Raw genomic sequence first — 21,854 nt, 5'->3', positions numbered from 1 at the left:
TTTGAATAATGAAAAAGCTGGGGTATCTTGTATTGGTAAGCTTCTTCTTGCTTGTGGGCCAGAATACCTTCGCGCAGCGTTTTGGGTACATTGATTCTGAGTTTATCTTGCAGAAAATGCCGGCCTACGCCACTGCCCAGGCAGACGTGGAAAAGCTCTCAAAGGCCTGGCAACAGGAGATAGAGAACATGCGGGCGGAACTGGACAAGCTCCAGAAGAGTTATCAGGCAGAGGAGATTCTGCTCACGCCAGACATGAAAACCAAGCGCCAGGAAGAGATTGCGCGCAAAGACGCTGAGTTAAGGGAATTCCAGCGCAAGATGTTCGGGTTTGAGGGAGCGCTCTTCAAAAGAAGGCAGGAAATGGTAAGGCCAGTGCAAGACCAGCTGTTTGAGGCCGTTGAGAAAGTAGTGCGCCAACGTGGGTTGAACTTCATGTTTGACAAATCTGGTGATGTGGTGATGTTGTACACAGACCCGCGCCATGACTATACAGAAATGGTGTTGGAGGAACTAGGCCTGGCGTCTAAAGAATCTAACACGGCCGGTGCCAGACCTGCAGGCGCGTTGAAAGACAACCCCGCTGACATTCCGCCTTTACCGGCCGGAACCGCTGACCCAGCCCCAACCCAAAAGAAAGAACCAAGCCGCCCAGCGGTGCCAGTAAAAAAGAAAAACAACTAAAACAATTAAGTACAAACAAATGAACAAATTGAAATCTCTGTTGGTAGCCGCCTTCTTATTAGTAAGCGTGGCTTCTTTTGCCCAAACAGGAACGGTGAAGATTGGGTACACCAACGCAAACTACATCATTAGCCAACTGCCAGAAAGCCGCCAGATTGAGTCTGACCTGAAAGCCCATAGCAGCCAGTTAGAGAAAGAGCTTCAGAACAAGTACAAAACCTACCAGGAGAAAGTAGAAGCCTATAAAAAAGGAGCTACTGGAATGACAGATGTGGTTCGTGCTGATAGAGAGAAAGAATTGACCACCTTACAGGCTTCTATTGAGGAGTTCCAGCGCAACGCTGATGCTTCTTTGCAGAAGAAAGAGCAGACTGCCCTTGAGCCGGTAATGGGTAAAATTCAGAAGTCTATTGACAAAGTGGCCAAAGAGAACGGCTTCACGCACATCTTCACGGCTGAGGCGCTGTTGTTTGGACCTGAAGATGGCAACAACTTCACTGACTTAGTGTTGAAAGACCTTGGTGTGACGCCAGCTCCTAAAGGTGCGGCTACCTCGCCGGCTGCCTCTGCTGCTCCAGCTACCTCGGCGCCTAAGCCAGGTGCTACCCCGGTAAAAAAGAAATAAGGATACTTTCTTTATAATTCAAAGAGCCGATGACGGATTCCGTCATTGGCTCTTTACTTTTGTGCTCATTTCAGGAATAGAAGCCAAAAACGCATGACTACGCCCGCACTCTCTGAAGACGGATTTGATGATCTTGACGCTGCCATAGACTCAGACGAACTCTATGAACACCACCGCATAGTGGTAGACAAAGGGCAAGCCCTGCTGCGCCTTGACAAGTTCCTGATGGATCGCTTGCCCAACGTTACGCGCAACAAACTGCAGGAAGCCATAAAGGCAGAATCTGTGCGCGTGAATAACCTGGGCATTAAGTCTAGTTACCGCGTGAAGCCTTTTGACGTGATCACGGTGACCCTGGCAGAACCGCCCCGCGAAACCGATGTAGTGCCGGAGAACATTCCGTTAAACATTGTATTTGAAGACGAAGACTTAATGCTGGTGAACAAACCGGCGGGCATGGTGGTGCACCCAGCCTACAACAATTGGTCTGGCACACTGGTCAACGGTTTGGTGTATTACCTGCAGAATCTGCCAACCTCCCGCAACGGAGAAATAAGGCCTGGTTTGGTCCACCGCATTGACAAAGACACCTCGGGGCTGTTGGTGATTGCCAAATCTGAATTGGCCATGGCGCATCTGGCCCGGCAGTTCTTTGACCATACCATTGAGCGAACGTATTATGCCTTGGTCTGGGGAGTGCCTGCCCAAGCCAAAGGCACCATTGAAGGCCACATAGGCCGAAGCCTGAAAGACCGCAAAGTAATGGCAGTATATCCGGAAGGAGATTTTGGGAAACCCGCGATCACGCATTATGAAGTGCTGGAGAATTTTTCTTATTGTAGCCTGATCAAATGTAACCTGGAGACCGGCCGAACCCACCAAATACGGGCGCACATGAAATACCTGGGGCACCCGTTGTTCAATGACGCTACCTACGGCGGTGACCGAATCTTGAAGGGGCAACAGACCGGTTCTTACAAAGCCTTCGTGCAGAATACCTTTGATGCGTTACCGCGCCAGGCTTTGCACGCCAAGTCACTGGGCTTTCTTCACCCCAGAACCAAGGAAACCCTTTTCTTTGAATCTGAGTTACCAGCAGATTTCCTGGCAGGCCTCACCCGCTGGCGCCAATACGGACAAGTGCTCCAGAATAGATCATAACCATCCTGTTTTCGGGCTCAATTCCAGAAATGAGCCCGAAAACAGGAATTCCTGCGCTGATAAATTACCAGGCGCTCTAGGAAGAAAATATTATTTTGCACTGAGCAAGGCTTGATCAAAAGAATCTGCAGGCGACCAATAGGGTTAAGTTGATGAAAGCGCTAACACTGCATTTGAAGATTGTGGTGCTGTTTTTTGTAGAGACGCAATACCTTGCGTCTCCACGCATTCCCTCTTCTGCTATAAACGTCTGTTATAATCCTGAACCTGTTTAATTTCAAGCTGAGAAAGCAGAAGTGTAAAGACGCAAGGTGTTGCGTCTCTACATTAGGAATTTGCCTATTGGCATTCCGTTTTCGGGCTCATTCCTGGAAATGAGCCCGAAAACGGAAACCGCATTTCTCCATTAACTAGATAAGCACAAAAAAAACCCTTTCCTGCAGGAAAGGGCTTTTTTGTGTTAGTAGGCTGAAGGTTATTTCAAGGCTTTTAGTCCGTCTGTGGCTTGTACGTTGGTAGGGTCCAGCGCTTTTACCTCAGACCAGAATTTAGTGGCATTCGCCTTGTCTTTTTTCTTGTAGTGGTAATACCCAAGGTAGTTGTTGGCCACCACCAGGTCTTTCTTGTATTTCTCTTTATCGCCTGAGGTGAGTTTGATGAACTCCTCATAGTGCGGTTTGGCTAAACCAGTTTCTGTTTCAGGATCTAAGTTGGCATTCACGCGGGCTCTCCAGTAATGACCGTACGCGTAGGTAGGGTTATTGGTGGTGATGATGGCGTAAATGCTGTCTGCGGTTTTGTAGTCATTGTTCAGTTCATGCGTCTGCCCATAGTAGAACAAGTCTGTGTTGGTAGGCGGCGTTACACTGAATTTCGCTTTATAGGCTTCAATGGCTTTCGGATAGTTCTTCAGGGCTAAATATTGTTTGGCCAGAAGGTCATCATACAACGCATTCTTAGGGTCCAGCTGCTTGGCTTTGGTGATCAGGTCAATAGCTTCCTGGGCTTTTTTGTTCGCTGACAGAATGTTGGCGTAGTATTCATAGTCAGAAGGAATACGCTTGCCTTCGTCAAATTTGCTGAAGTACATGGTCATGGCCTCCAGTGCTTTCTCATTCTGCTTGTTGTCAAACAAGTAGTAAGCAAGAATACGCTGCATGGCAATGTTGTTAGGATCTGCCTGCAACACCGCCTGAATCTCTGTCAACGCGTTCGGGTCTTTGGTCAGGTACAAGATAGACGCATACTTGGCGCGGGTCTCTGTGGTGTTCTCTGCCAGCGTCACGTATTTTTTGATGTTCTCAGAGCTTTTGGGTAATTGGTTGGCGTTGTAATACATCTCGGCCAGCTCCAGATAGGTAGGGGCGTAGTTAGGATCTGCGGCGGCGGCAAGGTCCAGGGCTTCTTTGGCCTCTTTCAGGTTTCTGGACTGCACGTACAACTTGCCTTTGCGGTGGTACGCCTTGGCTGACTTAGGGTTCAGGTTGATGGCTTTGTCATAGTTAGACATAGCTTTACCACCGTCAATGGTTTTGTGGTTAAGGTAAGCATCGCCTAACAGAAGAAATGCGTCTGCATTTTTAGCGTCTTTGCTTACGGCATCTTCCAGAACCTTGATAGCATAAGACAGGTCTTTCACACCGGCATCTATATAGGCTTGGCCAATCTGCACCATTACCTGCGGGTTTTTGCCTTTGGTAACCGAAATGGCTTTGTCAAAGTGCTGCTGGGCCTCGGCTAGTTTATTCTGTTGCAAGGCGGCTTTTCCTTGGGCAATGAAGGGGGTACCGGCATTGTCTTGGTATGCGTAAGAAGAATATGATGCCAGGTTGGAGTGCTCAAGCGTGCCAGAATTAAGCCCCGCTGCTTGCGCTGTGGTTCCAGCAGCCAGTGAAAAAGCAGCCGCCAAAATTCCAAAGGTCTTCCAGTTCTTAATCATCAGTTTTTGTTTGTTAGAGTGAGTAAACTACTTGTAAAAATTATTCAGTGATGCTGACAATGCGTACCGGCATGGAGGCTGGAACCAAGCCAGACTTTAAGATGATACGCTGCCCTTTATCTCCTACCAGGAAGGATGCAAAACCTGTGCCAAGTCCTGCACGCGCTTCTTTGCTAATCATATAAACTTCTCTGCGGAGCGGGTACGTGCCCTGGGCCAGAAACGCCTGGTACGGTTGCACATACTCCTCTTCTGAGGTAGGGTTGGGGTTACGGCTAATGCCCGCCACTTTTACATTCTTCAAGAACGAGGTGGCGGTGCTGTCATCACGGTCACTGATCCAGTTAACACCTATAATGCCTATCGCGTTCCGGTTCTGGGCCACATAATCCAGCACTTTGCTGTTGGAGTTGGCGGAGAAGGTGTTGGCGGGCAGCGGTTGTTTCTGGTTGATGCTGTCTAAAATGTAACGCGCGGTGCTGGAGTTGCCGCTGTCAAACACTATGGTAATCTCGCCACCTTTATTGGTGGGGTCCAATTGTTTCCAGGTGGTGGTTTTGCCAGTGAAGATATCGCGTACCTGCTGCAGGGTTAGGGTAGAGTCTGTGTTCTCATTGTTCAGGATGAGCGCAATGCCGTCTACCGCAATTTTGGTAGTTCTGGGTACCAACTTCTGCTTATCTAGTTCTGCTACTTCTTTGTCTGTAAGGTGCCGAGTGCTAATCACTAATCTAACCGTATCTTCAAGAAGGGCACGTATAACTTCCGTCTCTGGTTTATACTCAGCTTGTATCTTGGCGTATTTGTAGAGGCCTTGAAAAGCGTTTGCCTCGGCTTCCATAATTGGGGCAAAGGTTTCATCTACACTAATTTTGATGTGCCCGGAAGTAGGTGTGTCTAAGACTTTGCCAGATTGGTTACAGGCGGTGCCCATGATTGCCAGACCGGCAACAAGAAGCGGGGTAAAGAAAGATGCTTTAGTCATTTCGCCTGTTTTTTTTAAAATACTGTTGGTACGCACGCACAAATCTAAGCAAACCGTAAAAAACGAGCATGCCCCCCAGAATATATTTATACTGCTGCGGGAAAGCCATTTGCTCTTGAGAAGACTGCAGAATGTAAATCCCAAACCCTAAGTACAGCGCCACCATCAACAGTGACGTATATTTCATAACGCGTTGGTAGGGGCTCTCAGTGTTTCGGTGGGGTGGTTTTCTTTGGAAATCCATAAAAGTGCGGGGTGGCAAGCGTCTGTATACGTAAAAACCAAAGCCAAGATTGGCAAGAAAAAACTCCGGAAACAGACCGTTTTCACAAGGTCTATCTCCGGAGCTTAAAGGGCGTAAACCCAATGAGGAGCTTACTTGATCACAATTCGGTAAGGCACTGTGTATTTCACAGATACTTTACGGCCGTTCTGCTCACCTGGGTTCCATTTTGGCATGCTCTGAATTACCCGTACGGCTTCTTCGTCTAGCCCGAAACCAAGTTTCTTCAGTACCTCAATGTTAGAGATTTCTCCGGTTGGGCCCACCACAAAGCTCAGTACCACGGTACCTTCTGCTCCGGCGCGCTGGGCCGCCGATGGAATTCTGAATTTATCACTGAGGTATTTGAACATGGCCGCTTGTCCACCAGGGAACTCAGGCATTTTCTCTACCGCAATGTAAACTTTGTCTTCAAACACCTCTTGTACCGGGGCAGCGCCTTTGCCGTCTTCAATACCTTCAAGGCTTGGCGGCGCATTAGGGTCACCTTTCACCGTGGCGGTACCTGCGTCAACCTTGGTCAGTTCTTTTACGTCTGGAATCTCTTCCTTCTGTACTTCTTCGTCTTTCTTCACTACCGGAGGCGTGAATTTAACGGTAGACCTGATGGGCGGTGGCGGTGGTGGCGCGTCTGGCGGTGGCGGTGGCGGTGGTACAATCTTCTCTACAGAAGGCGGTGCCGCTAAGTCTACTACCTTTACCACTGGCGCTTTCACTACTTCTTCCTCGCCTTTGAACAATGACTGAATCAAGGGAATGCTAAGGAAAAGTATGAAAAGGGCAATGGAAATAATAATAGCCCGATTAACATGCTTATTGTAAATCTTACGCAACATGTAAGCGCCATACTCTTTGTTACGGTTTTCAAAAACCATATCATCAAGAGAGGCGGTTGCTAATCTTTGGTCATCCATCATTGGCCTCCTTTCTCTGTTTTTCTAAGTAGTGTGGCATCAGCGTTGTCTAGCGGAACAATGGCGTATTTCTGCGTGGCAGTAATACTCATTTCATCCAAAACGTCTACCAAGTTCTTGTAGTTAGACGTTTCATCTGCTTTAATCAACACTACCAAATTTGGGTTGGCGCGGGTAGACTCCATTACTACTTTTCTAAGCCCTTTGGCTGACCAGTCTGTCTCTTCTACCGTTGGTATAGCGCCAACGTTAGGCTGGTGCAAACCCCGGTAATAGAAAATTCTGTTGTCAGACCCCAAGAGAACCGTAAACGCGTTTGACGCCTTCAGTTCACTTTGCTCTTCAATGTTCTTGGGCTTCACCGGCATGTTGATCTCCATGATCTGCGGCTTGGCCAGGGTTGTGGTCATTACGAAGAACGTAAGTAACAGGAAGCCTAAGTCTACCAATGGAGTCATGTCCACTTTGGTAGAGCCTTTCTTAGCCCGTTTCTTACCGCCGTCGTCGCCGCCCTGCTGTTGTATTTCTGCCATGTCTTTTCCCTTTAATTATAGGTTACGAGGTTTGACTTCCATATCTGTCACAAGATTGAAACGGTTCACGTTTTTCTCCTGCAAGATCTCTATCACACGACCTGCTACCGGGTAACCAGCTGTACCGTCTCCTTTGATGGCTACAATAGACTGAGGGTTGGAGTAACGGGCTAACTGTACCCAATCTCCTAGCTCGTTTCTTGCAGAATCAATAGGAATGCCCGTCTGGTTTACCTTTTTCATTTGGTCTGGGGCTAGAGACAAATAAGACTTGAGCTGCGGAATAGGAACTCCAAAAGAGGCCAAGCTAGCAAATGTCTGCTTCTCAGCGTCAGTGAAGGCTACGCCGTATTTCTCACTTATTTTGTCTATCAATCTTAATTTAGTGTTTTTGTCATCTACACCAAAGAATACCCGCTCATCATTACCAATACTAATAGTGATGATGTTTGAGTCAGGTTGTTTAATCTCTGAGGTGGCAGAAGGCGTATCCACTACCAGCACTTCCTCTGGCGCGAACTTCGAAATAAGCATGAAGAACGTTACCAGAAGGAATGCCAGGTCCACCATGGGCGTCATGTCCAGGGAGGGCGATGTTCTATGTACTTTTACTTTAGGCATTTTTTTCCTTCTACTAGAAGTTCAGATTAAAGTGCTCTGTTGCTCTCTGTATGCTGAGCGGCGTACGTCTGGATAATGCTGTAAGAAGCTTCATCAATGCTGTACGTCAATTCATCAATCTTGCTGGTGAAGTAGTTGTACGCAATGATAGCGATGGCCGAACCAGTAATACCAAGAGCCGTGTTGATCAAAGCCTCAGAGATACCGTTTGCCAGCTGGGTAGCATCTGGCGCACCAGAGGCTGTTGCCAAAGCCGCGAACGCTTTGATCATACCTAATACTGTTCCAATAAGACCAACCAAGGTAGAGATAGAGGCAATGGTAGAAATAATTACCAGGTTTTTCTCTAAGATTGGCAGCTCAAGGGCAGTAGCCTCTTCAATTTCTTTCTGGATAGCCAGAATACGCTGATCCTTGGTCATGCCCGTCTCATTGTGCATCTCTTGGTACTTCAACAAACCGGCTTTCACCACATTGCCAACAGATCCTTTTTGTTGGTCACAGATGGCAATAGCGCCGTTGATGTCGTTCACATTCATTTTCTGGCGTACGCTTCTCACAAAAGACTCCAGGCCTTTACCGCCTTTGGCTTTGCTGATAGTCAAGAAACGCTCAATAGAGAACGCTACCACCAGAATGTTGATTGAGATTAGGATAGGTACAATAAAACCACCTTTGTAAACCTGACCCAGATAATTACCTGGAAGCGGGTGGTTGGCGTTGTCGCCGCCTTCAAAGTTGGCGGGGTTACCAAGGATGAACATGTAAATTAAAACAGCGGCTATCAAAGCCAACGGAATCACGATGCTTGCAAACATTGAGCCTGCCTTGCCTTCACTCTTTTGTACCGGTTTTGCAACTGCAGGTGCACTCTTTTTTTCCATCTTTCTAAAAATTTAGGTTTAGTTGTTTGTGTTACTGTTTGTTGTGAATAATTGGGTTAGAAAATACTTAACTCTGTCTGGGAGAATAATGCCAGCCGGGGATACACCAGCACTGTTTTTATTCTCACTTGGGAGGCAACATAAATACAAGCCTAGGGATTTAAACGCAAAATATCAAATCTAAAGCAATATTTCATTAAAAGTCTCCTACCTATTCTTTGAAGGCTCCTATTGTACTGCTAATAATCAGTTTTGGTTATCCTCCTTTTTGGCCTCGTTCCAATACACGTCCATCTGCGCCAGGGTCATCTCATTCAAGGCCAGACCTTGCTGGGCCGCTGCCCGCTCTAGGTACTGAAAACGCTGAATGAATTTGAGGTTGGTTCTTTCCAGGGCCTCCTCTGGGTTGAGGTCTAAGAAGCGGGCGAAGTTGATGAGGGAGAAAAAGACGTCACCCAGTTCTGCGGTGGCGCGTTTCTTCTCTTCTTCTGTTAAGGTGGGTTTGTTGAACTCCGCCTTGAACTCTGCCAGTTCTTCTTCTACTTTTTCCCAGACTTGGTCTGCATTCTCCCAGTCAAATCCAACGCCGCGGGCCTTTTCCTGTATACGCATGGCTTTCACCATACTAGGGAGTGACCCTGGAACGCCGCCCAGCACAGATTTATTGCCTTCTCTGAGTTTGAGCGTCTCCCAGTTTTTCTTCACCTGCTCCTCTGTGTCAGCGGTGGCGTCTCCGTATATGTGCGGGTGCCGGAACACCAGCTTGTCACATTGGGCCTGCAGCACCTGGGCCAGATCAAAATGACCTTGCTCAGAAGCAATCTTGGCGTAAAAGACCAAATGCAGCATCACGTCGCCCAGCTCCTTCTTCACCTCAGGCATGTCATTTTTTAAGATGGCGTCTGAGAGTTCGTAGGTTTCCTCTATGGTCAGGTGGCGCAGGCTTTCCATGGTCTGCTTCCGGTCCCAGGGGCACTTCTCGCGCAGTTCATCCAGAATGTCCAGCAAACGGCTGAAGGCTTCCAGTTGGGCCGCACGGCCAGAAGATGCTAACGCTACAGGATTGTCCATATGGCAAAGATAAACGGAATGTTAGCATTTAATCAGTAAAACATCATTTCTTAATGAATTGGTAACAACAAACAAACTGTCCTAAACTTACTGGGCGGCCTGCGTTGGGAGCCTTGCTGCGCCGCTGCGTTCATGACCGCAGGTAGAGACAGCGTCCCGGTTGCCGCCCCACCGTGGGGCCTTTTAGAAGTAGATGCCCAGGGCCTCCCAATTCCATAAACCGGGCAGAAAAAAAATAAATTATTTTTGAGACGCTTAGCGCAGATGCGCCAAAACAGGCACTGCTGGGTTTGTGGTGGCGTTTTTGGCCTCGTTTCTGGAAATGAAGCCGAAAACGGAAAAGGCAGAAATATTTTCCAGACAAGGCCTTACCCTGGGCCGGCGGTTGCGTATGCATTTTACCAATGCGTGGTTGTGTTCTATAAAGTGAGCGTGCCAGAAGACAAATCAGAAATTTCCAGAGTGAAGGAACCAGAAGGCGGGTAGTTTCCTTTGAGATACCAACACCTTTCTATGGCTTATTTAAATACTAGTATACAGCAGTTGCCGGGCAGTCGGCGCGTGCGTTGCAATTAATCCTCCAGGTTTTACTACTTTTACACATTCAATAAATAGCAATACGTGGCACTTATAAAGTCAATTTCAGGAATAAGGGGAACCATTGGGGGCAAAGTAGGAGAGGGACTTACACCTTTAGACGTGGTTAAATTCTCCGCCGCCTTCGGGACCTGGGTTCTTCAGAAAACAAATAACAACACCATTGTCATTGGCCGCGACGCCCGCCTTTCCGGCGAAATGGTGAACCGTTTGGTGGTGGCTACCTTGCAGGGGCTGGGCATCAACGTGATTGACCTGGGCCTTTCTACCACGCCCACCGTAGAGATGGCCGTGCCCGACAAAAAAGCCGGCGGCGGCATTATTCTCACCGCCAGCCACAACCCCAAGCAATGGAACGCGCTGAAATTGTTAAACCAGCACGGCGAATTCATCAATGACGAAGAAGGAAAGCTAGTGCTGGACATTGCCGAGCAGGAAGCCTTTGCTTTTGCCGAGGTGACCAAACTGGGCAAGTACACCCAAAGTGACAAATACCTCAAGAAACACATAAAAGCCATTCTGGACCTGCCGCTGGTAGACGTGGCCGCCGTGAAAGCCGCCAACTTTAAAGTGGTGGTAGACGCCGTGAATTCCTCAGGTGGTTTTGCCGTGCCTATGTTGTTAGAGGCCTTGGGCGTGCAGCACATTGAGAAACTGTACTGTGAGCCCGACGGAAACTTCGCGCACAACCCAGAGCCGTTGCCGGAGAACCTGGGTGAAATTGCCCGCGTGCTGCAGAAAGGCAAGTTTGACTTAGGCATTGTGGTAGACCCAGACGTAGACCGGTTGGCCCTGGTGAACGAAGACGGCAGCATGTTTGGCGAGGAATACACCTTGGTGGCCGTTTCTGATTACGTGTTGCAGAACACTCCCGGCAACACCGTTTCTAACCTTTCTTCTACCCGCGCCCTGCGTGACGTGACCGAGAAAGCCGGCGGAACGTATTTTGCCTCTGCCGTGGGCGAAGTAAATGTGGTGAACATGATGAAAGCCCAGAACGCCATCATTGGTGGCGAAGGCAACGGCGGCATTATTTACCCCGAGCTGCACTACGGCCGTGATGCCTTGGTGGGTATTGCCCTGTTCCTGACGCATCTTGCCAAGTCTGGTCTGACCATGACCCGCCTGCGCGCCAAATACCCTAGCTATTACATCTCTAAGAACAAGATTGAGCTCACCCAGGGCGTTGACGTAGATGCTATATTAGCCAAAGTGCAGAAGCAGTACGCAAAGCAGCCCATCAACACCATTGACGGGGTTAAGATTGAGTTCGATAAGGAGTGGGTGCATCTGCGCAAGTCTAACACCGAGCCCATCATCAGAATCTACGCTGAGTCTGACACGCTCTCCACCGCTGACCATTTGGCCAACAAGATTATTGGCGACATCAAAGAAATCATCTCAGAGAAATCTGAGTAAAGCATTTTCTGTTTTCGGGCTCGTTTCCAGAATTGAGCCCGAAAACGGAAAATTACTTCATATTATATAAGGAAGTACTTGCACGAAAAGTCCTGCTACTTGATACGTGCTACTTGCTACCCGTTCCCTGCTACCAAAAAGCTATGACCCGTTTTTGTTTTACCTGTTGCTGTTGCTGTTAAAGAAATGGAATTCACGCGTGTATATTTAGATAATGCGGCCACCACCCCGCTAGACAGAGAAGTGTTTGACACCATGGCGCCCTTCATGCTGGAGCACTTCGGAAACCCATCTTCCATACACGCCCACGGCCGACAGGTGCGCGCCGCCCTGGAAGGCGCCCGCAAAACAGTGGCCAACTTGCTGAACGCTTCTCCGTCAGAGATTTTCTTCACCTCCGGCGGCACAGAGGCTGACAACCTGGCCATTATCTGCACCATCAAAAGCCAGAATATCAAACACGCCATCACCTCGCCGCTAGAGCACCACGCGGTCTTGCATTCCCTGGAAGTGCTGGAGAAAAACGGCGAGATTGTACTCACGCTCCTGCGCGTAAACGAGCAAGGCGAACTGGACCTAGAGCATTTGGAAGATATTCTCTCCACCAAGCCCCGCAGCTTCGTCTCCATCATGCACGCCAACAACGAGATTGGCAACCTCAATGACATTGCCGCCATCTCGGCCATTTGCCAACGCTATGACGCCATCCTGCACTCAGACACGGTACAGACCATGGCCCATTACAAGCATGACGTGCAGACCTTTGGGGCGAATTTCCTGGTAGGTTCTGCGCATAAATTCCACGGGCCAAAAGGCGTAGGGTTTATTTATGTCGATTCTGGCATCAAAATTCACCCGTTGATCCAGGGCGGTTCGCAGGAACGTAACATGCGCGGCGGCACCGAGAACGTGTACGGCATTATTGGTCTGGCCAAAGCCCTGGAGATTGCCTACCGCGACATGGACGCGCACCACCAGCACATCCAAGCCCTCAAAGACCGCATGGTTTCAAAACTGCGTGAACAGATAGAAGACGTACAATTCAACGGCCTTTCTGAATTCGGGGATAAAAGCTTGTACACCGTTCTAAACGTGAGCCTGCCCGCCTCAGAGATGAACGAGATGCTGCTCTTCAACTTGGACATCAGCAAAATATCAGCCTCCGGCGGTAGCGCCTGCACCAGCGGCGTGGACCTAGGTTCCCACGTGCTCCGCGCCCTAAACGCAGACATGAACCGCGGCAACGTGCGCTTCTCCTTCAGCAAATACAACACCGACGCCGAGATTGACTACGCCGTGGCTACCTTAGCAAAACTGTACCAGAAAGAGACGGTGTAGCGGTTAATTTTCAGTAATTCGTTTCTAGGCGATAATATTTTTGAAATCCCTGCCCAACCCGGCGGGGATTTCTGTTTTTAGGCTCATTTCCAGAAACGAGGCCAAAAACGCATAAGCCAAAATTCCCTCTCCCCCTGGGAGAGGGTTAGGGTGAGGGGATGCGGATTTTCTTTTTCTGGCGCGAGTCTCCAAACTCTTGCCGATGGATGTTTGGAGTCCCTTGCTCTTCAGGATTTCTAATCCGGAAGTACGCTGTCGGGGATTTCCAATCCCCGCGCCTGGCAAGGCGCAAGTTGGTTACCACAAAAAGTAGCAATGCGTGGTTTCACTGCTTTACAGCGAGGGAAGTCAGGAGACTACCCATCATCCACAGACACGCGTGACCGCTGCGCTAAACACTTGCGCCAGCAGATTAATTATTGATTGGGGGTTGTTCATTGTTACAGGGCTTTATCTCAAATAACAATCAACAAGAAACAATCAACCATTCACCCGTTTTCGTGCTCCTTTCCAGAAACGAAGCCAAAAACAGAAATTCAAACCCATAGCTGAAAATCAACCGGTAACGTAGTAGCTTTGCGAAACTTTACAGCACCATGGCAGAGATTGGCAGAGACATAGCGCGGGCCGCTTCTTTTTTATCGCAGGGCGAATTAGTGGCCATCCCCACCGAAACGGTGTACGGCCTGGCCGCCAACGCCTATGATGAAGCCGCCGTGGTCAAAATCTTTGAGGCGAAGAACCGCCCTGCCTTTGACCCGCTCATTGTCCACACACATTCCGTAGCCGAACTTTCCAAAATAGCCCGCGAAGTACCCGATGTGGCCTACCTGCTGGCGGAGAAGTTCATGCCCGGCCCATTAACGCTCATTCTTCCCAAAGCCGAGCACGTGCCGCTGCTGGTAACGTCTGGCCATGACTCAGTTGGCGTGAGAATTCCCCACCACCCGCTCACGCTGAAGTTGTTGCAAAGCCTGCCGTTCCCCTTGGCGGCGCCCAGCGCGAACCCGTTCGGGTACGTGAGCCCCACCACCGCGCAACACGTGCAGGACCAATTAGGAAATAGATTACCCTACATCTTAGACGGCGGTGCCAGCCACATAGGGATTGAATCTACCATTATTCGGCTAGACGGCCACCAGGTGGAAGTGCTCCGCCTGGGCGGATTGGCATTAGAAGACCTGGAAGACGTGGTGCAAATCTCCAAAGCGAAAATCAAGACCTCGTCCTCCAACCCCGCCGCGCCCGGCATGCTCAGCAGCCATTATTCCCCGCGCATAAAAGTGCTGTTAGGCTCCATCTCAGATAACCTGCAAGCAGTGAACCCTGAGCGTGTGGGCATTATTTCCCTCCAAGGCCTCTACCCCAACGTGCCGCTAGACCAACAAGTACAACTCTCCGCCACCGGTAACCTCGCCGAGGCCGCCCGCCATCTTTTCTCCGCCCTCCGCTCCTTGGACGGCTTGAACATTGACCTCATTTTAGCGGAACCTATGCCAGAACAAGGCCTCGGCCGTGCCATCAACGACCGCCTGCAACGCGCTAGTTTTCAAGGGTAGCAAGTATCAGGTAGCAAGTAGCAAGACGGGCTCCGTTTTTGGGCTCTAATTTGGAAACGGAGCTGAAAACAGATAAACGCAGATTCTCCCCTTGAGGGGAGCGCAGAGGGGTGTTTACACAGGAGAGAGAATTTGTAGATTCTGTAGTGCGGGCGTATCGCATGCGCCCGCACGCATTCCTGATTTGACGCATTTCGTCCCCCTTCAAAGGGGGACGAAATGCGTATGCCTTTTCTAAAGCATCGCAAGTTTCTGCAAACTTTCGTTAGTGCAATCCCCAAGGGGAGAATCCGCTTTTAGCTGCCGCTATTTTAAATGGAACACATACTATGACCTCGTAGTGTGCGCAGCTCCTACGAGTGTCTTTCCTGTTTTCAGGCTCATTTCTGAAAACGAAGCCAAAAACGCAAAAGCGCCAGCTCTCCTAAAAGAACTGGCGCTTTTCACTGTTCAAAAAACTCAGCCTACAAATTCCTCAACACGAAGTCTGTCATCTGGGTAAACAGGTGAATGCTGGTATTGCCGCCGCTGATGCCGTGGTTCCGGTTAGGATAATAGGCGCTCTCAAACGGACGGTTGGCTTTCACCAGGGCGTTGGTCATCTCCACGGAATTCTGGAAATGCACATTGTCATCGCCGGTGCCGTGGATTAACAGGTACTTGCCTTTCATGCGGTCCGCGTAGAAAACCGGTGAGTTCTCATCATAGCCCTTGGCATTTTCCTGCGGGGTTTTCAGGAAGCGCTCGGTGTAAATGGTGTCATAGAAGCGCCAGTTGGTCACGGGTGCCACGGCAATGGCGGCCTTGAACACATCGGCGCCCTTGGTGATGGCCAACGAACTCATATAACCCCCGAAGCTCCAGCCCCAAATCCCGATGCGGTTTTTGTCCACGTACGGCAGGTTGCCCATGTATTTGGCACCTTCAATCTGGTCAATGGTCTCGTAGTGGCCCAGGTTGCCGTAGGTTACTTTCTTGAAATCTGCGCCACGGCCGCCGGTACCGCGGTTATCAATCACGGTCACAATGTAGCCTTTCTGGGTGAGCATGCTGTGCCACAGATAATTGCGACCGCGCCAGCTATCCACTACTTCCTGGCTGCCGGGGCCGCCGTACAGGAACATCAATACGGGGTATTTCTTGTTCGGGTCGAAGTTGGTGGGCTTTAAGGTGTAGCCGTTCAGGGTGGTGTTGTCCGTAGATTTGAACTGGAAGAACTCGGCCTTGGGCATGTTGAAATTGCCCAGAATGTTGTTTAGTCTGAGGTTGTCTTCCAGCACTTTCACCTGCTTGCCGTCATTGGTGTGCAGGCTCACCACGGTGGGCGTGTGAATGGTGGAATGGTAGTCTAAGTAATATTTGAAATCGCGGCTCAGGTTGATGGTGTGCGTTCCTTTGGCGGGCGTGAGGCTCTTCTTGTTCTTCCCGTTCAGGCCCATGCTGTACAAATGCCGTTCCAGCGGCGACACCTCCGTAGAAGTGAAATACACCAGCCCGTTTTTCTCGTCCACGCCGTAGAAGCTGCTCACTTCCCAGTTGCCCTTCGTGATTTGACGCACCAGTTTGCCGTTCATGTCATAGAGGTACAGGTGGTTGAACCCGTCTTTCTCTGAGCTCTGCACAAAATGCTTGCCGTTGGCCAGGTAGGTCAAATCATCGGTGATGTCAATGTAGGCTTTGTCTTTTTCGATGAGGATGACCTTGCTTTGGCCGGTTTGGCTGTTGGCGTGCAGAATCTCCAATGTATTCTGCAGACGGTTCATCCTTCTGATAGACAACAGGTTGGCCGTGTTGGTCCAGTTGATGCGCGGAATGTACTGGTCGGTTTCAGTGCCGGTATCCATCTTGGTGGTTTTGCCGGAGCCAAGGTCGAAAGTATAGATGGTCACGATGGCGTTTTTCTCACCGGCCTTCGGGTATTTGAACTTGTAGTCCTGCGGATACAGCGGGCCCCACATCTGCATGTTGTATTCGGGTACCTGGGTTTCATCGAACTTGTAGAAGGCAATCTGGTTCCCCTGCGGCGACCAGAAGAACGCCTGCGCAAACCCGAATTCCTCTTCATACACCCAATCGGTACCGCCGTTGATGATGAAATTCCACTTTCCGTCTGTGGTGATTTGGCGTTCCTGCATGGTGGCTAAATCCACGTAAAACAAATTGTTGTCGCGCACGAAGGCCACAAACTTGTTGTCCGGCGAGAACGTGGCGTAGCTCTGTTTTCCGCCTTGGCTCAGCTTCTGCAGTTTCTTGCTGGCGCGGTCATATACGTAGAAGTGGCCTTTGCTGCTTCGGCGGTAAATGGGCTCGTGCTCTGTTTCAAACAAGATTTTGGTCTCGTCGGCACTGAAGCTGTAGTTGTCATAGTCCAGCACCTTGCCGTCAACTTTCAGAGCCTCGCCCTCAATGATGTTGCTCACCGGCTGGCCCGTGGTCACGTCTACCTGCGCAATGTCCACGGCTTTGTTGGCTTGGTCGGGCACTTGGCTAGAGTAATATTGGCCGTTACGCATCCAGTTCACGCCGTACACTGACCGCGCCTGAAACGTGCCTTTCCTGAAAATGTCTTCTAAGGTGATGTCCTGTTTCTGTTGCGCCTGCGCCCCCACGGCAAACGTGAGGCAGACCACGGCCAGCAGCCATTGGTGAAGTTTATGATTCATGTATCTGTTTGTTGAGTTCGTAGCCTTAAATTTAGGCAAATATTTTAAGATTGGCTCCCGCCGAAAGAACGTTCGTTTTTGGCTTCGTTTCTGGAAATGAAGCCGAAAACGGGGAAATTGCTGATTGCTTATTGTTGATTGTTTTTTGAATTGGAAATCATCAACGATGAACAATCAGCAATTATCAATTAATCCGCTGGCGCGAGTGTTGAGCGCAGCGGTCACTCGTGTCTAATGGATAACGGGTAGTCTCCAGACTACCCTCGCTGCGCTAGCAGCGAACCCACGTATATCTACTAAATTTACTACCTTATTTGCGCCTTGCCAGGCGCGGGGATTAGAAATCCCCGACAGATAGCTTCCGGATTAGAAATCCGGAAGAGCGAGGAGTGAGGGAGCGAGATTGCGGGAGGAAAAGTGAGAATAGTCCCTCATCCTAACCTTCTCCCAGTGGGAGAAGGGACTGCGTTAATGCGTTTTTGGCTTCGTTTCTGGAAATGGAGCCGAAAACGCAATCTCCACATTTTCAAATCTTCACCTTTCCAAATCTTCACCTTTCCAAATCTTCAAATCTCCACATTTTCAAATCTTCAAATTTTAATACACACATTTTGCTGCTCCGTGAAAAACCGAAGCGCTTCCCAACCGCCTTCGCGGCCCACGCCGCTTTGCTTGGTGCCGCCAAACGGTGTGCGCAAATCACGCAGGAGCCACGTGTTCACCCAGACAATGCCGGCTTGCAGGGCATGCGAGACCCGGTGCGCGCGGGTGACATCTTGGGTCCAGACGGAGGCAGCGAGGCCGTATTCGGTGATGTTGGCGTAGGCGAGGGCTTCTTCCTCGGTGTCAAACGGTTGCAGCGTGACTACTGGTCCGAAGATTTCCTCTGTGTTGGTGCGGCAGTTGTGGGGCAGGTTCTCAAAGACGGTGGGCTGCAGGAAATAGCCGTTGGCGCAGCGGCCTTCCAAGTGTACGCGTTCCCCGCCGGTGAGCAGGGTGCCGCCTTCTTCTTTGGCTAGTTCTATGTAAGACAACACTTTTTGAAGATGTGCTTCTGAGACCAAGGCACCCATTTTGGTATCAGGTTGCAGCGGGTCGCCTAAGGTTAAGGTTTGTACGCGTTGTAAAAAAGCTTCTTTAAACTTATCATACAGGGAGCGCTCCACCAGAATGCGCGAGCCGCAGAGGCAGATTTGGCCTTGGTTGGCGAAGGCGGCCTGCACCGCGCCCGCCACCGTTTTCTCAAAATCACAGTCGGCGAAGATGACCGTGGCGTTCTTGCCGCCCAGTTCCAGAGACAGTTTTTTGAACATAGGGGCCGCCGTGCGCGCGATGGTTTTGCCGGTTTGAGTGCCGCCGGTGAACGAGATGGCTTTCACGTCGGGGTGCTCTACCAAGGCCGCGCCTACTTTGGGGCCGGTGCCGTGCACAATGTTCAGCACCCCCGCGGGTAACTCGGCCTCCACACATAATTCAGCCAGCAGGTGGGCGGTGTAGGGCGTGATTTCTGAAGGTTTGGCGACCACGCAGTTTCCGGCGGCCAGGGCGGGGGCAATCTTCCAGGTGAACAGGTAGAGCGGTAAGTTCCACGGCGAAATGCAGGCTACCACGCCCAGCGGTTTTCTTACAGTGTAATTCACCGCCACACCTTCCATCATGTGTGCTTCAGATGCAAAATGCTGAATGCCCGTCCCGAAGAAATGCATATTGCTGCTGGCCCTAGGAATATCCACGGTCTTGGCCAGGGAAAGCGGTTTACCGTTATCCATGGTTTCTGCCTCAGCCAGCCGTTCCAAGTTCTGGTCAATCAACTCCGACAGCCGCACCAGATACCGTCCCCGCTTCTCCGCCGGCAAGCCTGCCCACGCCGGAAACGCCGCCTTGGCTGCTTCTACTGCTGCCTGCACATCCTGTTCCTCAGAATCAGGAATCTGGGAGAAGACCTCGCCCGTGGCTGGCTTGATGTTGGGCAGGTAGTTGCCAGAAATGGGAGGGGAGAAGGTGCCGTTGAGGAAGTTCTGGAGGTGCAGCATTTAGTTTATGGGGTGGTAATTGTTGTAGATAATCATGATGCATTAATTGATAGGAAACTGACTTGTCTAAAGTTTCAACTCAAAATATGTTTCCACGCATTCCGTCCCCCTTTGAAGGGGGTAGGGGGATGATTACTCTTTTGGATAATTGGCATTCCCGAAAACCTAATTAATTGCCTTTGATTTAGAACCCAGCTTTTTCGGAAGACCTTATCATCCCCCTACCCCCTTCAAAGGGGGACGGAATGCGCAATAAAATAATTTGAGTTTTTGGCCTCGTTATTAGAAATGAGTCCGAAAACGCATTCCAAACTCAGGACTCAGAACCCAAGACTCAGGACTCTATTACAAATTCCCCAACCGTCCACCGTCCACCGGCAAATTAATGCCATTGATATACCCCGCCGCTGGGGAAGCCAAAAACGCCGCCGCTGCTGCTACTTCCTCGGCCTCACCGAAACGATTGGCCGGAATGCCGGCTTTCATCTCTTTCTCAATCTCCTCGCGCCGAAGGCCGGTTTTCTGCATGCGGGTTTCTATCAATGAATGATGGCGCGCCGTGACGGTGGCACCGGGCAACACGTTGTTCACCGTGATGCCGAAAGGCGCGAGTTCAAAGGAAAGCGTCTTCGCCCAGTTGGCCACCGCGCCCCGGATGGTATTGGACACGCCCAGGCCTTTGAGCGGTTGCTTCACCGAAGTGGAGATAATGTTGATGATGCGGCCGTAGGCGGCTTCTTTCATGTAGGGCACCGTGGCCTGGGCCAGCACGTGGTTGCAAATTAAATGCGCCGCGAAGGCGTTCTCAAATTCGCTTACATCTGCCTCTAAAGCTGGTCCGCCCGCCGGGCCGCCGGTGTTATTGACCAGAATGTGCATCTGGCCCAGTTGCTGCAGGTGCGCCTCCACGCGCTGCTGAACTTCTGCCGGACGGGTGAAATCTGCCACCACGTAAGAATGTTTTTGCCCGGTGTGGGAAGAAAGTTCCTGTAAGGTTTTCTGCAGGCTGTCTTCGTTGCGGGCGACTAAGGTGACCGTAGCGCCCAAGTCTGCCAGTTCCAGCGCGGTGGCTTTTCCTATGCCTTGGGTGCTTCCGCAGACCAGCGCGTGTTTGTGCTGTAAGTTTAAATCCATAATAGGGGAGTTCTGAGTCTTGAGTGGTCAAAATAGGAAATAATATAATGAATTGGTTGGTCTTACTTTTTTGTCATCCTGAAAGGACCTTGCGGGCGAATTAGAAATACGATTGTTTACCCGCAGGATTTCCGTTTTCGGCTTCATTTCCAGAACTGAGGCCGAAAACGGGAGGCTATCTTTTATGCGGCGGGTTTCGTACCTTGGGCAGCGGCTGTCACAGCTGTTCTACATCAAATTCTACCGCTATGGCCATACAACCTTCTTTCAACTTCAAGACCTGGATAGACGAACACCGCCATCTGCTTAAGCCGCCGGTGGGCAACCAACAGGTCTACAAAGACAACAAAGACTTTATTGTGATGGTGGTGGGCGGGCCCAATTCGCGCAAAGATTACCACATCAACAACGGCGAGGAATTCTTCTTTCAACTGGAAGGCGACATCACGCTCAAAGTCATTGACGAAGGCGAATTCAAAGACATCGAAATAAAAGAAGGCAGCATCTTTCTGTTGCCGCCCAACGTGCCGCATTCGCCGCGCCGAGGCCCCAACACCGTGGGCCTGGTCATGGAGCGCTACCGCGATGAACGGGAACTGGACGGGTTCCAGTGGTACTGCGAAAACTGCCACACCAAACTGCACGAGCAATTTATTCCCGTCTCTGACATTGTGGGCCAATTGCCCGTGGTTATGGACGCTTTCTGGGCTTCTGAGGAAAAGCGCACCTGCAACAATTGCGGCGAGGTGATGGTCAAACCAGCGCCGGTGAAGTAGAAAATAGCCAAATTGACGAGGCAACTATGTGATTTTCGCAGGATTTATAGTAAAAAAGCCTATTTTTGAACTTAGACAAAACAAAAAACTAATTTTCTGATTTTAGACGTTACGGGTGCAAGCGCTCGTTTCAAAAAAAATAAGAACAAGGCGTTGCCTGCGCAGGGCCTTCCATTGCTAGAAATTGAACCAGTGCCCTATAGAGAATTTCCTTTCCTGCATATAAGCGTTGACCTCAGTACCTCGGTGATTACCATGGACTGGAAGGGCACGTTCACCTCGGCGCAGTTCCGGGAGGCTGTGACCTATTGCATGGACCTAGTGGCCGAACACAAGCTTAAGTACTGGTTGGCCAACTCCAGCCAGATTGGCGAGATACAGCCCTCTGACCAGAAATGGAGCAGTGATGTGCTGCTGGCGCGCCTGTCTGAGATGGGCGTTAGAAAAGTGGCGCTGGTCATTCCAGAAGACCTCAACAGCCATTTGGCCATTACCACCATCATGGTCAAGGGCAAAGACAAAAGCGCGTTCATGGCCAACTATTTCGTGAAGAAAGAACATGCGCTGGCCTGGCTGCTTTCTGCTGAATAGCCGCCGCTTTGGCTTCTAAAGCAGTTATTTAGCAAGTGGGCACAT

19 protein-coding genes are annotated in these 21,854 nt (G+C 50.3%); 8 read left to right on the top strand and 11 right to left on the bottom strand.

Annotation, left to right across the window (positions count from 1 at the left end; all coding sequences use genetic code 11):
- The first annotated feature begins 8 nt into the window (after positions 1 to 8).
- From IMY23_RS11985 to IMY23_RS11975, 3 genes are all read left to right on the top strand, one after another.
- Positions 9 to 683, top strand: coding sequence for an OmpH family outer membrane protein (locus IMY23_RS11985; RefSeq protein WP_192822315.1), 675 nt, complete (start codon positions 9 to 11; stop codon positions 681 to 683).
- Positions 684 to 702: 19 nt separating this feature from the next.
- Entirely contained in the window at positions 703 to 1,308 is a 606-nt protein-coding gene (locus IMY23_RS11980; protein WP_192822314.1) for an OmpH family outer membrane protein, read from the top strand.
- A gap of 93 nt (positions 1,309 to 1,401) precedes the next feature.
- Positions 1,402 to 2,469: an RluA family pseudouridine synthase gene (locus IMY23_RS11975; protein ID WP_192822313.1), complete on the top strand. Its 1,068-nt coding sequence runs from the start codon at positions 1,402 to 1,404 to the stop codon at positions 2,467 to 2,469.
- Positions 2,470 to 2,944: 475 nt separating this feature from the next.
- Here IMY23_RS11975 and IMY23_RS11970 read toward each other — a convergent pair whose 3' ends face one another.
- From IMY23_RS11970 to mazG, 8 genes are all read right to left on the bottom strand, one after another.
- Entirely contained in the window at positions 2,945 to 4,408 is a 1,464-nt protein-coding gene (locus IMY23_RS11970) for a lipopolysaccharide assembly protein LapB (RefSeq protein ID WP_192822312.1), read from the bottom strand.
- 40 nt (positions 4,409 to 4,448) lie between these two features.
- On the bottom strand, positions 4,449 to 5,393 hold the full coding sequence (locus tag IMY23_RS11965) for a PstS family phosphate ABC transporter substrate-binding protein (RefSeq protein ID WP_192822311.1): 945 nt from the start codon (positions 5,391 to 5,393) through the stop codon (positions 4,449 to 4,451).
- Positions 5,386 to 5,580, bottom strand: a complete 195-nt coding sequence (locus tag IMY23_RS11960) for a hypothetical protein (RefSeq protein ID WP_192822310.1) — start codon at positions 5,578 to 5,580, stop codon at positions 5,386 to 5,388. The genes IMY23_RS11965 and IMY23_RS11960 overlap by 8 nt, the downstream gene beginning before the upstream one ends.
- Before the next feature lie 188 nt (positions 5,581 to 5,768).
- Positions 5,769 to 6,428: a TonB family protein gene (locus IMY23_RS11955; protein ID WP_225986490.1), complete on the bottom strand. Its 660-nt coding sequence runs from the start codon at positions 6,426 to 6,428 to the stop codon at positions 5,769 to 5,771.
- 161 nt (positions 6,429 to 6,589) lie between these two features.
- Positions 6,590 to 7,123, bottom strand: a complete 534-nt coding sequence (locus IMY23_RS11950) for a biopolymer transporter ExbD (protein ID WP_192822309.1) — start codon at positions 7,121 to 7,123, stop codon at positions 6,590 to 6,592.
- 15 nt (positions 7,124 to 7,138) lie between these two features.
- Positions 7,139 to 7,744 (bottom strand): biopolymer transporter ExbD, encoded by a 606-nt coding sequence (locus IMY23_RS11945; protein WP_192822308.1) that lies wholly within the window; start codon positions 7,742 to 7,744, stop codon positions 7,139 to 7,141.
- 26 nt (positions 7,745 to 7,770) lie between these two features.
- Entirely contained in the window at positions 7,771 to 8,628 is an 858-nt protein-coding gene (locus IMY23_RS11940; RefSeq protein WP_192822307.1) for a MotA/TolQ/ExbB proton channel family protein, read from the bottom strand.
- A 246-nt stretch (positions 8,629 to 8,874) separates the two neighbouring features.
- Positions 8,875 to 9,699 carry a nucleoside triphosphate pyrophosphohydrolase gene (gene mazG / locus IMY23_RS11935; protein WP_192822306.1) on the bottom strand — a complete coding sequence of 275 codons (825 nt, stop codon included), beginning with the start codon at positions 9,697 to 9,699 and terminating at the stop codon, positions 8,875 to 8,877.
- Positions 9,700 to 10,320: 621 nt separating this feature from the next.
- Between mazG and glmM the strand changes: the two genes are divergently transcribed.
- From glmM to IMY23_RS11920, 3 genes are all read left to right on the top strand, one after another.
- Positions 10,321 to 11,715 (top strand): phosphoglucosamine mutase, encoded by a 1,395-nt coding sequence (gene glmM, locus IMY23_RS11930; protein ID WP_192822305.1) that lies wholly within the window; start codon positions 10,321 to 10,323, stop codon positions 11,713 to 11,715.
- A 186-nt stretch (positions 11,716 to 11,901) separates the two neighbouring features.
- The gene (locus IMY23_RS11925) at positions 11,902 to 13,053 is read left to right on the top strand and encodes a cysteine desulfurase family protein (RefSeq protein ID WP_192822304.1); all 1,152 of its coding nucleotides are present in this window, start codon (positions 11,902 to 11,904) and stop codon (positions 13,051 to 13,053) included.
- Between the two features lie 596 nt (positions 13,054 to 13,649).
- The gene (locus IMY23_RS11920) at positions 13,650 to 14,612 is read left to right on the top strand and encodes an L-threonylcarbamoyladenylate synthase (RefSeq protein ID WP_192822303.1); all 963 of its coding nucleotides are present in this window, start codon (positions 13,650 to 13,652) and stop codon (positions 14,610 to 14,612) included.
- 464 nt (positions 14,613 to 15,076) lie between these two features.
- Here IMY23_RS11920 and IMY23_RS11915 read toward each other — a convergent pair whose 3' ends face one another.
- From IMY23_RS11915 to IMY23_RS11905, 3 genes are all read right to left on the bottom strand, one after another.
- Positions 15,077 to 17,275 (bottom strand): S9 family peptidase, encoded by a 2,199-nt coding sequence (locus tag IMY23_RS11915; protein ID WP_192822302.1) that lies wholly within the window; start codon positions 17,273 to 17,275, stop codon positions 15,077 to 15,079.
- A gap of 590 nt (positions 17,276 to 17,865) precedes the next feature.
- Entirely contained in the window at positions 17,866 to 19,308 is a 1,443-nt protein-coding gene (locus IMY23_RS11910) for an aldehyde dehydrogenase (protein WP_192822301.1), read from the bottom strand.
- A 345-nt stretch (positions 19,309 to 19,653) separates the two neighbouring features.
- On the bottom strand, positions 19,654 to 20,442 hold the full coding sequence (locus IMY23_RS11905; protein ID WP_192822300.1) for an SDR family oxidoreductase: 789 nt from the start codon (positions 20,440 to 20,442) through the stop codon (positions 19,654 to 19,656).
- A 248-nt stretch (positions 20,443 to 20,690) separates the two neighbouring features.
- Between IMY23_RS11905 and IMY23_RS11900 the strand changes: the two genes are divergently transcribed.
- Entirely contained in the window at positions 20,691 to 21,218 is a 528-nt protein-coding gene (locus IMY23_RS11900) for a 3-hydroxyanthranilate 3,4-dioxygenase (protein ID WP_192822299.1), read from the top strand.
- 192 nt (positions 21,219 to 21,410) lie between these two features.
- Positions 21,411 to 21,809 (top strand): hypothetical protein, encoded by a 399-nt coding sequence (locus IMY23_RS11895; protein WP_192822298.1) that lies wholly within the window; start codon positions 21,411 to 21,413, stop codon positions 21,807 to 21,809.
- Positions 21,810 to 21,854: the final 45 nt, after the last annotated feature.

Source organism: Rufibacter sp. LB8 (genome assembly GCF_014876185.1).
GTDB lineage: Bacteria > Bacteroidota > Bacteroidia > Cytophagales > Hymenobacteraceae > Nibribacter.
Note: the sequence above shows the minus strand (reverse complement) of the source record. Positions and strands in the feature narration are given on the sequence as shown.

Excerpts from the sequence above, each read along its gene's own strand:
- IMY23_RS11945 (WP_192822308.1), bottom strand. The coding sequence starts at position 7,744 with ATGCCTAAAGTAAAAGTACATAGAACATCGCCCTCCCTGGACATGACG.
- IMY23_RS11960 (WP_192822310.1), bottom strand. The coding sequence starts at position 5,580 with ATGAAATATACGTCACTGTTGATGGTGGCGCTGTACTTAGGGTTTGGG.
- IMY23_RS11905 (WP_192822300.1), bottom strand. The coding sequence starts at position 20,442 with ATGGATTTAAACTTACAGCACAAACACGCGCTGGTCTGCGGAAGCACC.
- mazG (WP_192822306.1), bottom strand. The coding sequence starts at position 9,699 with ATGGACAATCCTGTAGCGTTAGCATCTTCTGGCCGTGCGGCCCAACTG.
- IMY23_RS11975 (WP_192822313.1), top strand. The coding sequence starts at position 1,402 with ATGACTACGCCCGCACTCTCTGAAGACGGATTTGATGATCTTGACGCT.
- IMY23_RS11940 (WP_192822307.1), bottom strand. The coding sequence starts at position 8,628 with ATGGAAAAAAAGAGTGCACCTGCAGTTGCAAAACCGGTACAAAAGAGT.
- IMY23_RS11910 (WP_192822301.1), bottom strand. The coding sequence starts at position 19,308 with ATGCTGCACCTCCAGAACTTCCTCAACGGCACCTTCTCCCCTCCCATT.
- IMY23_RS11915 (WP_192822302.1), bottom strand. The coding sequence starts at position 17,275 with ATGAATCATAAACTTCACCAATGGCTGCTGGCCGTGGTCTGCCTCACG.
- IMY23_RS11970 (WP_192822312.1), bottom strand. The coding sequence starts at position 4,408 with ATGATTAAGAACTGGAAGACCTTTGGAATTTTGGCGGCTGCTTTTTCA.
- IMY23_RS11920 (WP_192822303.1), top strand. The coding sequence starts at position 13,650 with ATGGCAGAGATTGGCAGAGACATAGCGCGGGCCGCTTCTTTTTTATCG.
- IMY23_RS11925 (WP_192822304.1), top strand. The coding sequence starts at position 11,902 with ATGGAATTCACGCGTGTATATTTAGATAATGCGGCCACCACCCCGCTA.
- IMY23_RS11950 (WP_192822309.1), bottom strand. The coding sequence starts at position 7,123 with ATGGCAGAAATACAACAGCAGGGCGGCGACGACGGCGGTAAGAAACGG.
- IMY23_RS11985 (WP_192822315.1), top strand. The coding sequence starts at position 9 with ATGAAAAAGCTGGGGTATCTTGTATTGGTAAGCTTCTTCTTGCTTGTG.
- IMY23_RS11980 (WP_192822314.1), top strand. The coding sequence starts at position 703 with ATGAACAAATTGAAATCTCTGTTGGTAGCCGCCTTCTTATTAGTAAGC.
- IMY23_RS11965 (WP_192822311.1), bottom strand. The coding sequence starts at position 5,393 with ATGACTAAAGCATCTTTCTTTACCCCGCTTCTTGTTGCCGGTCTGGCA.
- IMY23_RS11900 (WP_192822299.1), top strand. The coding sequence starts at position 20,691 with ATGGCCATACAACCTTCTTTCAACTTCAAGACCTGGATAGACGAACAC.